7 protein-coding genes are annotated in these 13,108 nt (G+C 45.4%); 5 read left to right on the top strand and 2 right to left on the bottom strand.

The features are described from left to right. Nucleotides 1-3 precede the first annotated feature (3 nt). A complete protein-coding gene (locus GFS24_RS24885; protein ID WP_153664430.1) occupies nt 4-3,207 on the bottom strand; it encodes an ATP-binding protein in 3,204 nt (1,067 codons plus the stop codon). Then, a complete protein-coding gene (locus GFS24_RS24880; protein ID WP_153664428.1) occupies nt 3,204-5,048 on the bottom strand; it encodes a CHAT domain-containing protein in 1,845 nt (614 codons plus the stop codon). Before GFS24_RS24880 ends, GFS24_RS24885 begins: the two co-directional genes overlap by 4 nt. A gap of 263 nt (nt 5,049-5,311) precedes the next feature. Between GFS24_RS24880 and GFS24_RS24875 the strand changes: the two genes are divergently transcribed. The 5 genes from GFS24_RS24875 (at nt 5,312) to GFS24_RS24855 (ending at nt 12,850) form a co-directional block, all read left to right on the top strand. Next, nucleotides 5,312-8,680 carry a caspase family protein gene (locus GFS24_RS24875; RefSeq protein ID WP_153664426.1) on the top strand — a complete coding sequence of 1,123 codons (3,369 nt, stop codon included), beginning with the start codon at nt 5,312-5,314 and terminating at the stop codon, nt 8,678-8,680. A gap of 19 nt (nt 8,681-8,699) precedes the next feature. Beyond that, on the top strand, nt 8,700-11,303 hold the full coding sequence (locus GFS24_RS24870; RefSeq protein WP_153664424.1) for a S8 family serine peptidase: 2,604 nt from the start codon (nt 8,700-8,702) through the stop codon (nt 11,301-11,303). Between the two features lie 31 nt (nt 11,304-11,334). Beyond that, complete coding sequence (locus GFS24_RS24865; protein ID WP_153664422.1) at nt 11,335-11,790, top strand: GyrI-like domain-containing protein; 456 nt, start codon at nt 11,335-11,337, stop codon at nt 11,788-11,790. After that, nucleotides 11,787-12,131, top strand: coding sequence for a DUF1801 domain-containing protein (locus tag GFS24_RS24860; protein WP_153664420.1), 345 nt, complete (start codon nt 11,787-11,789; stop codon nt 12,129-12,131). Before GFS24_RS24865 ends, GFS24_RS24860 begins: the two co-directional genes overlap by 4 nt. 239 nt (nt 12,132-12,370) lie before the next feature. Then, the gene (locus GFS24_RS24855; RefSeq protein WP_153664418.1) at nt 12,371-12,850 is read left to right on the top strand and encodes a hypothetical protein; all 480 of its coding nucleotides are present in this window, start codon (nt 12,371-12,373) and stop codon (nt 12,848-12,850) included. Nucleotides 12,851-13,108: the final 258 nt, after the last annotated feature.

Genomic DNA, 13,108 nt, shown 5'->3' with positions numbered 1-13,108 from the left:
AACTCACTTAAACCGCAACCCCAACTCCTTCCTTCGCTGTTTGGATACCTCCATCTTCAAAGGCTTCCGCGTTAATAACTGCCACGATTTATTAGCATTAAATACGTTGAGGGAATCCAGGTTATTCTTAAACACACTGTAATACTGATCCCGCACATAATACAGGATAAGTCCGTCTGGGGACATCCCATACCTGTCATTAGCCGTTAAACTCAACCCCGTTTTTATCCGCAGGTTTTTATCCAGCACCAGCAATTTATTCTTTTTGGTAAGCACCAGTAGTTCATCCGCCGCTTTATTATACTCTATGGTCTCAATGCCATCACGATGAGAGAATGGCCCGGCAATCAATTTCCCGTTAAGGTCCCTGCGCCGTATGGTATCTTTGTAAACGTAACGATCATTGTTCCAGTCTTTCCCCCACCAGGGAAGATGATCACCAAAGAATTCTGTACCGTCCCAATTGCTGGTTTTCATTGTAATAAAAGCGTTCTTATCAAAATTGGTAGCTATCAGCTCTTCGGCAAAAAATTGCCTTCCATTGGTTTCCATATCTATCAGTTCTGTTCCATCGGTCGTTTTCGCTATCAGCTTTTTCCTCGCGGAACTTCCATAAACATAGGTGTAATAACCAGTAGTGGCGGCATTGAATGTCCGCTCCTGCCCCTCTTGAAATATGGACACGGACCCGTCTAATCCCCAGAGCATATCCCCATCTTCCGTGAAATCTGCAAAAAGGACATCTTCTGTTCTTTTGATCAGCTGCCCATTTTCATCATAGAGATCAAGGCAATTTGACTTATCACTATACAGGGTGATGAATTTTGTATAATCATGGGACGTAGTGATCGTATATTGAGAAGGCAGGTAAGCGATCTCCTGCCTTTCCGGGTTAAGGATTTGCACTTTGTCCGTAAACTCTCCGTTATCATTTAACTCAAGGAATGGGATGAGTAAATTCCCGTTGGCGGTATACCGTATCCTGTAGTTGTCATACACCGTAAATGTTCCACCCGCAGCAACATCCTCCGTCCCGTGAAGGAATCTTTTTGCTCCGCCCAGGTTGATCCGCTCGTTTTGCTTTGTCCTGCAGTTATACAGTAGGAAATTTACCGGAAACTGTGTTTCAGGAGCATAACGAGGAATCCTTTTTTGAGTGGATCTATACTGCTCATCAGTTGTATAGTCCCGCTCTGTAGTACATAACAGCAGTATATCTTTCCTGTTAAGAAAATAAGCATAAGCGATATTCCGGAATGTTGCCACTCTTTTCCCGCTGCTATCCTTTACGATATAATTATGTGTTTTATTACGGCTTTCCTGTCCGTCATCCACCAATACCGAATATTTCCCGTCTATGGACATATCAATGTGGCTCAGGTTCAGGATGGGATTCTGCAAGGTATCATTATACATACTGAACAAGCCCTGTATGCTCTGCATCTGCATGAACTCCAGGAGTTTGTCATTCACCTTTGTGGTATCATCTCCAAACACCTTTTCTTTGATAGGGTCAAAGAGGTTCATGGCTTCCACAGGGTCTAGTTTTTTCATCTCATACCCCATATACACCAAACTTTCATTCCGGTTGAATTCCTTTCGCAACATTTCAGAATAGAAATAGAGAGCCGTGGAAGAGATCAGCAGAAAACCTCCCGCTACCCATCCCCATCTCATTTTCTTCTGCCGTTGCTTCAGGTCATATAATTTCTTTTCTCTCGCTGCAGTTTCCTGTGCTTCAGACCGTTCTTTATCCAGGAGGTCCTGCTCTTCTTTTTCACGCGTAGCAAGACTGCTATTGTAAAAGTCCAGCACATCCTGACCAAGGTTCAGCTGTTCAATATAGGGCCGGTAAGATTCCAGTTCTTTCCGGGTGAGGTAATCGCTGGTTTTTTCTTTGAAACCATTATAACGGCTGCGGATCTGTTGATCTGTAAAGCCCGCTTTGCGCTGATCTTCCGTTCTTCTGCTGTCTATTAATCCTGCAAGTACATCATGTGCCAGTTCGAATGTTTGCCCGTCTGTACGGAGTATCTTGTTCTTCTCTAATTCATTGAGGCAGCGGATCATCAGTTGCCCCGATCTTTTTTGCAGGTAAGGTGCCACCTGGCCTGTAAACCAGATACCGTTATTGATACGCAGATAAGCCAGCGGCCGTTTAGTGCCTTCAGGTGTAACAAATCCATCCAGTACATTGCTCACAAAATCAGGCGGGATCTCCGGGAATTCATTTTGCAGCACATCCTGTATCACCGTGATGCGTTCTTTGATAAAGCGGTTCAGCACATCATTCATCCGCCCGAAGTTCTTAATGATCTCCGCATTGACGGTGATCTCCGGATATTCGTCACCAACCGCTATTACTTTAAAACCAGTGTTCATGTAGATGGTACGCCATAACTGGTCCAGGTAGATCTGTAAATAGGGGAGGGAAACCGTATTCTTTTCCGTGAGGATGTTGATGATCTGTTTGGCATTTTCATTGCCCTGTTCCAGTGTGATATTGAACTTCTGGCAGGAGCGCATGATCACATCTTCCACGTTCTTCGCGTTCATGGGTTCTATGCGTAAGCGCCTGTCGCAGAAGTCAGGGATCTCCTTTTCAAATTCACTGAGCCCCGCAAAGAATTCTTCCCGCATGATGAACAGCAGGTTGCAGAATTGCAGATCGGAAGAAGAAAGTATCCTGTCTATGATACTGATGAAAGTAGCTCTTTCTTTGTCGCTGCCCATGATCAGCAGTTCTTCAAACTGATCAAAGATGAGGTATACCGGTCTTAAATACCGGAGGTTGATATCTTTAAGTGTGGCATAGATCTTTTCACGAAAGCCGGAAGTAGCCGCCTGTGGTTTGATCATGTTCACATTCGTTCTGCCTTGTTGCAGGGCATTGGAAATATTTACTTCCGGTTCAACCGCAATGGCAAGGGCTTGTTCGATTGTTTTGGAGAGCGAGTCGTTGATGTTCTCTCCGCGACGGATAAAGAAAGGTGTCCAGTCCGTATCTTCCATCCGGTTCATCAAACCGCATTGTACAATACTGGTTTTGCCCGTACCGCTGGTGCCATACACCAGCACCAGTCTGTTTTTATGAATATGCTGGTATAACTGTTTGATCTCTTCCTCTCTGCCGAAGAAAATTTCCGCATCATTCCTGCCGTAGGGGTCCAGGAATTTAAAGGGACTGTTGATGAACTTTTCCATCATGGATGCACGATTATTTCATGTAATGCAAATTCCTTGAAGGCATTTAGCTGTTTGCAAATGGCTTCATATCTACCCTGTTCCTGTTGTTCTGTTCGCCCGAATTTCCGGTTGATATTGATCTCCACGCGGTTCAGCTCGTCATCCGGTTTGCTCACATTCCTGAAAACAAACACATCACCACTATACTGACCATAGAACACAAGATTGGAACGGTCAGAACGGCTTTCGAAAGAATTGATGTCTACCACCAGCGGAGAGAGATTGAGGAAGGCCAGTTCTTCTCCCCTGTATTGCCTTCTTTCAACATTGAAAACAGTGAGCGTTTGTTTGGTGAGTATTACGCCGCTATTATCCAGGTGTTTGGCCAGGAGATAGTAATTCACTTCATGACTGGCATTGGAGTTCATCAGTTTCACTACCTGGTGGTCGAATTCAGTACTCGTGTCATGCCGGAATTTATTGATACGGATGTTCTGGATGCTCGTTAAGGTATAACGATGCAGGAAGCCCAGTTTCTCAAAGAAAACAGAAAGCATTTCTTCTGCGGTAAGGCAGAGCTGTGGCACTTCTGATTCCTGGATCATGGGAGGATCGTTGGGATTGGAAATTGAAAAGTAAGTAGCGCTGCGGATATAGGAGAGGTATTCGCAGGCCTCGCCGAAAGGTTTGTTCGTAATATCTTCTTCGCGCAGCTTTTCCAGTTCCGTCACAAAGTAGTTCACGTTAGGTTGCGTATCAATATATTTGCGGATCGCTTTGATCTGGGTGCTGTAATTATATACAGCGCGTTCGTGGATGGTGAGATTGAAGTATTTTTCCATCAGGTCCGATATCTCATCCGGCAGGGCCGTTACCTGTTTGGTGATCTTCAGTTCCCAGAGTTGCGAGATCATAATGATGCCCATGAACTCCGTGGTGATATGAAATACCCGGCCTATCTGTTCCAGTCTTTTAATACCGGGTTTCTTCAATGCGTCCGCACCATATTCTGCCGCAAACAAAGTTTTAAGTTGTATGGCGATGGGATGCGGGAATACATCCATGATGGTTTTTTGAAAAACGTTGTCTTCAATGATCTCCTGTTTTTTCCTTTCATCCAGCTGTTGTGCAGGGATATTACCATCCTGCACCAAGGCTGTAAAAATGGTTTGGGTCAATTGAAGATTTGGCTCATACGCACTTTCCGTTTGTGTTGTTTCCACCGGAATGGGCGATACATCCACTGCATCTGCTTTTTTGAAGAAGAGGCCCCAGAAAGGTTCACGGGGTTTTTCAACCGGAATGTTCAATGCCCTGTTCTGCGGTTCATCCACTCCCAGGGGATCTTTTGTAGCAGTTTGCGCACTGGCCAATGCAGCTGTAAAAGCATGGCGGGTGGTCATTCTCTTCTGACAGAGGTTCCGGAATAACTCAATACCAAAGATCTTGGCAGTGGTATCATTAATGGAAGCGCTGGTAGCTATCACGGCAGGTACCCCCAGTTCCAGGAGTTTAGTCACCTGTGCACCGGTAGAACATCCGTTCAATACCACCAGTTTTAAAGCACCGCTGCCAATACTGGGTTGCAATTGATAAGCGATGCCCATCCCATTCGCCTCCTGATCATTGAACAGGAGGGAAGTTTGACTGGCATGGCCGGCATAATGAAAGATGCCAATGTTGCCGCCATGTACACTAAATGCACTGTTGATATTGGTAACGGTAGCATAAGATTCCCGGTGGATATTAAAGTTCCCACGGTTGTTTTCATTCAGAATAGTGTGAATAGCTTCATCTTCCTCCGTAATAGATTTCAGCGGTTGCTCCGAACTGTTGGCGAAGGAAATAATAATCGTTTTCATGACAAGAGAATCGGGGTAATTAAAACAATTGCCACTCCATTGGACTAGTGCCTGTCAGATTCAAAAACATATTGGGGTTCTTTGGAGTAAACAATTAATTGCTATATGTAAGTTACGATTTTTAAAAGAAATCGTAACTTTATTTGTAGAAGCTTCAATAAAGCTGTAAGTTTAAATTGTAGTCCCAAAAAACGTTTTTACTCAAAGAGTTAATTGCATGGATCTCCAGACCCCGGAAATTTCGCAATAAAAAATATAGTAATATGCAACAATGTACATTTTATGCCACATTCGTTGGTATAAATGCATACCCGGAAGGGCAGCTCAGTGGCTGTATTGCCGATGTGCTGGAATTAGACTTGTTATTGCGGGAACAATGTGCGCAGCAGAAAGATGTCACCTACAAACCCATATATTTCCTGGCGCCAAATGCGGCAGACGAAACGCGGTTAGAAGAGTATCCCACAAAGCTGGATTACAAATCCCCTACATTCGACAACATCACCAAAGAAGCCTTTGCACATTTTAAAGGTGCAAAAAAAGGCGATATCTGTCTCTTTTATTATAGTGGCCATGGCTCGCAAATTGAGGCACCTGCTGTGTTCCATCATAGCAAACCGGATCAGCAGAATGAAACAATTGTGTGTGTGGACAGTCGCGATCCCGCAGCGCCTAACGCCCGGGACATCATCGATAAAGAATTGGCCTACCTGATCTGGCAGGCCTTCCAGGGAAAGGAGTCGCATAACCTCGTGATCATGGATTGCTGCCATTCCGGGAATAATACCCGCTCCCTCATGAAGCTGGAAAACGAAGTGAAGTTCCGCTTTATACCATCCAGTCGGAATAAGGTGCCGTTTGAATCCTATATTGGTTTTGGCGATCGTGCCTTTTACAGCGAGAAGGATGGCGACGTTACATTTAAGATCCCCCGTTACGTACATTTAGCCTCCTGCCGGGACGATGAAAAAGCGCAGGAAACAATGACCGGCGGCCTGTTCACCGTAAAACTAATGGAAGCGCTGAGGGCCGGAGGCACTGCAAAAAGTTACCGCAATCTTGTACAAAGCCTCGCTATCACAGTCGGCAACAGGGCAGATAAACAAAGCCCGGTGGCCTTTTCCCAGGATGATAAAGACCTCGATCAACAGTTTTTATCAACCGCTATTATTCCCTACAAACCCACTTTTGAAGTAAGAGGAGGAAGGAACTGGAAGATGTCCGGCGGTTTCATGCACAGTTTAACGGTGGGCACCATGGTACGTGTAACAGATGGTGATCTTACAGCTGATGTGGCAATACAACAGGTATTTCCCACTAACTCTATATTAGATCCAACAGCTATGGGGGCTTTTGATCCGGATACAGAAACTGCCAAAGCCATCGTGCTGAAAGTACCGGAGCCATTTATGAAAGTAGCAGGTCCCAAATCGCTGAAAGACGCTTATCATCATCCTTATTTTTCACTACTCGAAGAAAATGCCCCCGGAGCCCAGTACATCATTCAATCGATAGATAACGCATACTTACTCTTCCCTATAAACGGCACCACACCTTTGTTTAAAAGGGAGAGTGACCCTGCTACTTTTTTAGAGAATGTAAACAAAGTAGGCAACTGGCTGAATGCCGTTGAACTTAAAAATATAGACACTGCTTTTACAAAAGATGATTTCATTTTTGATTGGGAGATCATAGAAGGGGAAGCAGATGTAGATGCTGCAAAAGGTGTGAAGAAACCACAGGCAGAAGAAATAACGCTCCATTATAAGAACAAAATTTCCCCTGCATTCAGGTTGAAAATTTCTATCAATCCCAATGCAAAGTTTAAAGACTGTTTCATCAAAGCATTATACCTCGATAGCACCTATGGCATCAATGCAGATCTGATCAGGGATGATAATAACCAGCTGGAAGCAGGGAACGGCATACCGCTATCTTACACATTAGGCCCTGATACCTTTGTTACGTTGCCGGTGATCCTCGATGAAAAATACCAGTTATATAATATCAACGAGGCCACCGATCTCTTAAAGATCGTAGTGTCTGATACCAAAATGAACCTGGATCAGTATAAACAGGACACCTTGGAACTGGATGATCCCAACCCTTCAAAAAGAACCCGTGGTCTTGATCTGTCCAGAGCAGGTAAAACAGTAGAACAGCCAAAGTGGTCTGTATTTACTTTTAAGATAAAATGTGTTGGTGAACAAAAGGAACAAACCTTAAAACCCGGTACAGTTGTTGATTTTGCAGGCTTCACCGTAGAAGCCCCTGCAGGATTATCAGCAAGAGCATATGCCGTTACCGCGGATGATCAGCAGGAAGCATTTGAAGAAGTGAAAACCCGCAGTGCAGATGTGGCGCCTGGTTTCAAACCTTCTGCTAATATCTGGGGAGAAACATTAACAGATACACCTTTTGCGCATATCCAGGCATTAGAATTATTCCCTGAACAGGCAGGTGATACATTAGAAATTCCGGCAGGTAAACCATTAGTGATCCGCCCCAATGCTCCCCGCACTGCTACCCGTTCACTGGATGATCCCGATATGGAAGAGATCGTTGTTCCTTATGGTTACGATAGTGCGCTGCAAATGTATATTCCCCTCGGTTATGCAGATGATAAAGGAAATATTTATATCGAACAGCTGCCACCGGCATCCGCGGGCCAGATAAAACCAGATCTGGTAAATACACGCAGTCTCGGTTCCTCCGTAAAACTGTTCTTCAAAAAGATCTTCCGCCCGAAGCAAGTGAATAAACTCGCCTTGTATGCATTAAAGAACAAACAGTGGGTAGAACAAAATGATATGAGTGCGTTGTCTGCCGGCGGCAAAGCAGTATTGCTCGTACATGGTATCATTGGCGACACACGTTACATGGTAGAAGTATTCAAAGAACATGCTGCCGGTCTTGATTTCATCCTCACTTATGATTATGAAAACCTGGCCACCCCCATATCCACAACAGCAGAAACACTGCACAAAGATCTGGAGGCCGCCGGTTTTGGCGGAGCCGGGAAACCGCTGGAACTAAGCATCGTAGCCCATTCCATGGGAGGCCTCGTTTCCCGCTGGCTGATAGAAAAAGTGCCCGGCGTAAATTATGTAAAGAAACTGATCCTGGTTGGTTCTCCCTGCGGAGGATCTGAAATGGCCAAACTGGGCGTATCTGCATTTGGCATGCTCACACAGGCATTGAATGTAACCGGTCCCATTAAATTGGCGATCACCGGATTGGCCAGGCTGCTGAAACATTTGAAATTAAATCCCGGCACCACCTTACAGGAACTAAGCCCCGGTTCTCAGTTGTTACAGGAATTATCTCTCTCCAATATGGCTAACAATGTGGAGTACAAACTCATTGGCGGCAATACAGATCTCTTAAAGGATTACAACGGCGATGATTTTTTCCTGAAAAGAATAGCTGCTGCCCTGAAGGACAAACTGCTGTATCCCGGTCTGACCACAGCACTCTACGAAAAAGAACCAAACGATATGGCCGTTACCCTGAAAAGCATGCAGGCCATCCATCAGCTGGATGCAAATGCACAGGTACAAATAGTAGCCAGTAATCACCTGGCCTATTTCCGCGAAGGCGAAAGCCTTACCAAACTCATGAAACTGATCTAAAAATTTAAAACTCCCCAACATGTCTAAAGGTTATTCATTGCACATTGGATTGAATAAAATTGACCCCGACAATTATCCAGGTGTGCCCGCGCTTAACGCTGCCGTGAACGATGCCGTTTTCTGGGAATCCTACGCAAAGAAAATGGGTTATGAAGCAAAGTCGCTGCACGACAAAGCCGCCACCGATAAAGCTGTACTGGATGCACTGCACGGTTATGCCGACAAATTAAAACCAGGCGATATCCTGCTGCTCACCTATGCAGGTCATGGTAGTCAGATAGCCAATGAAAAAGGAAATGATTTTGCAGATGAAAAGAACGACCAGACCTGGTGTTTATACAACCGCGAATTATTGGATGATGAATTGTTCGAAGCCTTCGGCAAATTCAAAGAAGGCACGAGAATACTCATCGTAAGTGATAGCTGCCACTCCGGCACTATGGCAAGAGCTCTGCCGGATGGTACAGACCTGAGCACGTTATTAGCAGACGGTTTAGACAGGGCAGGAGCCTCCCGCGGATTACGTTCCCGCAAATTACCTTTAGACGTAGAACAACAGGTAGCCCAACGTTTTGGCAAAACAGTATATCAACCGTTACAGAAAAAATACAAGAACAAAGCACAGGTAGAAGGTGTGAAAGCATCCGTGAAATTACTCGCTGCCTGTCAGGATGATCAGACAACTTTCGACGGAGAAGCGAATGGTGTATTCACAGAATCCTTCATCGATATATTTAAGCAGCCTAAGTTCAAGAATGCCACTGCAGAAACAATGATCGATGAGATCAGGGAACGGTATTATTTCCCCCGTCCTAACTTTTTTCAATACGGCGGCATCATTCCTTCCTTCGATAAGTCTTTCCCGTTCCTCATCAATATCCCCGATGCCGATAAAGTAAAAGGCAAACGTGATCCGGACCTCACTCCTTCAAAAGTATCCCGTTCCCTCACACCGGAAGAGCAATGGGATGATGTGAAAGTGAAAAAGAATGCACAACTGGTCATTGAAACAGAAACACCTTTAGACGCAAAATTGGTAGGAGGAAAGGATATAGAAATACTGGAGAAAAAAGACCGCTCTCTCGTAATTGAATTATTAAACACTCCACACGAACATGCCTGGAGTGCAGCCCATGCATTACAGCAAGCCTTAAAAGCACAAGGAGTAGAAGCGACAGTAGAACCCACGCTCAGCGTAAATCCTGCACAGGATAAACGCACAACAAGAGAAGGAGATGCCAACAATCCTGACTTCATCGCAGACTGGCCACCCACCCATGCAGATGCCACCGGCAAGATCGGCTGGCATTTAGATGATGATCATTCCCAGTTAGGCAAAGCACAAAGGGAAGTACTCACAAAACCCGGCGCCCATGTACGCATCGGCCATTTTGATACAGGATATATTGAAGGGCATATTGCATTACCCGAAAAACTGGACTTCGTAAATCAACGCAGTTTCATCAATAAAGAAGATGCGTCCAAAGCCATTGATAAAGCAGACTCCGGCCAGGATGGTCACGGTTTAGGCACCATGACATTATTAGCCGGCGGAAAAGTTAAGAAGACCGATACCTTCGATGAATACGAAGGATATATTGGTGGTATGCCTTTTGCGGAAGTAATTCCCATGCGCATCTCAGAATCCGTAGTGATCCTGAACGACAAGAATTTCAGCGAAGCCATCGACTACGCCATTGAAAAGGGATGTGAAGTGATCACGATGTCCATGGCCGGTAAACCCAGCAACAGGATGGCCCGCGCAGTAAATAAAGCATACGAAGCAGGCATCGTGGTAGTATCAGCCGCCAGCAACTGCTGGTACAAAGGAACAGGTGCATTATTACCGAAGTGTGTGATGTACCCCGCAGCATTCGAAAGAGTGATCGCGGCCACTGGCGCCATGTACGATCATAATCCATACGATGTAAAATTCCTGCGGGCAGCACAACGCGCCATCGGCACACAATACATGCAAGGCTCCTGGGGCCCCGCTTCCAGGATGACGAGAGCCCTCGCAGCATACACACCAAACACACCATGGGCCTCTACCAAACATGCATTTGTACGCAGCGGTGGAGGAACATCCTCAGCAACCCCACAGGTAGCAGCTGCAGCAGCCATATACATTGCTTATCACAGAGAGGAAATGGAACAAAAAGGTTACTACCAGGAAGGCCGCAAATGGATGAAAGTAGAAGCCGTACGCACAGCACTCTACGAAACCGCCAACAAAGATTTCCCCGAATGGGAGAAATACTACGGCAACGGGATCCTAAGAGCATTTGATGCATTGCAGGTAGGTGTACCGGATGAATCCATCTTAGTAAAAGCTCCTTCCGCAGAAAGCAGTTTATTCGGTGTAGTAGAAACCATCGGCTCCTTCTTCAAACGCCGCAAGCTATTCAGAAGTGCAGAACCGAAACCACCGGAAGAAGCAGTAGCCATGGAACTGGTACATCTTTTGCAAACAGATCCCCAGTTCTTTGAGCTCTATTCCACGCTGGACCTAAGCAGTCCTGCAGAAGTAGAAAAAGTAATTGAAACAAAGGAATTCCAGGAGAAGGTACTGAAGTCGCCATACGCCTCTAATTATTTAAAGGAGGCAGTACTGCTGACATAAGGTTGTCACAACCCGGGGATACCTTCATGATATGAAAACAGAACACATCCCCGCATTTAACATTATCGGCCTCTCCCTTCGTACCACCAACGAAAACGGCCAGGCCTTCCAGGACATCCCCGCCCTCTGGCAAAGATTCATGTCCGAAGCAATAGCCGGATTGATCCCCAACAAGATCGATCCGGCTATTTATTGCCGCTACACAGACTACGAACTGGACCACACCAGGCCCTACACCGTAGTCATCGGCTGCAAAACCTCTTCTTTGGATGAGATCCCCGAAGGCCTCACCGGCAAATCTTTCCCACATGGCAATTACGTCCGCCGCACTGCTTTCGGAGACTTGCAAAAAGGCGCGGTAGTAGAAGAATGGCAAAAGATCTGGACTGCTGGTCTGCCCCGGAAATTCACTGTAGACTTTGAGATCTACGGAGAAAAAGCCCAGGACCCTGCAAATGCGGAAGTTGATATCTTTATAGCCGTATGAAACCCATAGAGGAATATTATCATTATAAAGAGGAGCCGGTAAAAAGCTGTCTCCTTGCCCTGCGGGAATACATCCTGCAACTCGATCCTAATATAACAGAAGCATGGAAATACAGAATGCCGTTCTTCTGTTATAAAGGGAAGATGTTCTGTTACCTCTGGGTGCACAAGAAGACTTTGCAGCCTTACATCGGCATCGTAGAAGGCCGCCAGCTGGAACACCCCCTCCTGATCCAGGAGGAAAGAGCCAGGATGAAGATCATGCTCTTTAACGCAGAAGAAGACCTCCCCATCAAAACCATCGGCAAGATCCTCAAACAGGCTATTGCGTTATATAATTAAGGAGATACATCCCCAAAAAATCCTCTCAAAAAAGGGAAACTCCGTTGCATCAAAAAAATCTTCCTCAAAAAGAAAGAAAAACTCCGCCCTTTGCTGCGCGGCAGACTCACAATACAAAGAGGGCGTCCCATAAGGGCGCCCTCTTTGTATTATATAAAGCCATTCCCATATCCCAGATACGTTTGACATAGGCTAAAGATTCGATAAGAAATGCAAGATAAAAGTCTTACCTTAGTACAATGGCACTAACAAACGATAACGTCATCCTCCGGAAGGCCACAGGTACCTTCGCAAAGCAGATCGTCTTCCGTCAGCGGTTTGGTAAAACCGTGATGTGCAACCGCCCCTGCAAATACCCACCCAAAACCCCCACTCAGATAGCGAACCAGGAACGCTTCAAAAGAGCCAACGACTTCGCCAAAGCGGCTGTCAAAGACCCGGAGAAGAAGGCTTACTATCAATCCATAAAGAAACCCGGTCAAACCGCTTTCAACGCAGCTTTTCAGGATGCTTACCACAAACCGGAAGTAGAAGTAATTGTAGAAGAGAAAGTGGTCATCAAAACCACAGGCAAACACCGGATAGTAAAAGTGCAAGTAGGCACAGGACATGCCGTACTGAATAACAAACAATGGGAATTCCCCCTTATAGAAAAACCCTTCACCGTAAAAGTCTATGATATAGCCGGCAATATCTGCACCATAGAAATACAGGTGTAGGTTTTTTTTGAAGGGACTAAATTTCAAGAAAAAATAAACAAAAAACCTCCGCCCTTTGCAGCGCGGCAAACGCCAGGCATACAGATATAAAAGTTTTTTTTGGACCAGCTTTTATTTATTTACTCAGCCGTCGTTGTGTATTCTAAGATAGTTCCAAATTTATATCAGGCAGCTGTCTGTAAATTTTCAGAGTAGGGTGTTTGTCGTTTAATGACGGCAAACATCCTGTCTACGAGTTTATTCCTGATAATATTGAGT

This window comes from Chitinophaga sp. SYP-B3965 (assembly GCF_009647655.1).
Classification (GTDB): domain Bacteria; phylum Bacteroidota; class Bacteroidia; order Chitinophagales; family Chitinophagaceae; genus Chitinophaga.
Note: the sequence above shows the minus strand (reverse complement) of the source record. Positions and strands in the feature narration are given on the sequence as shown.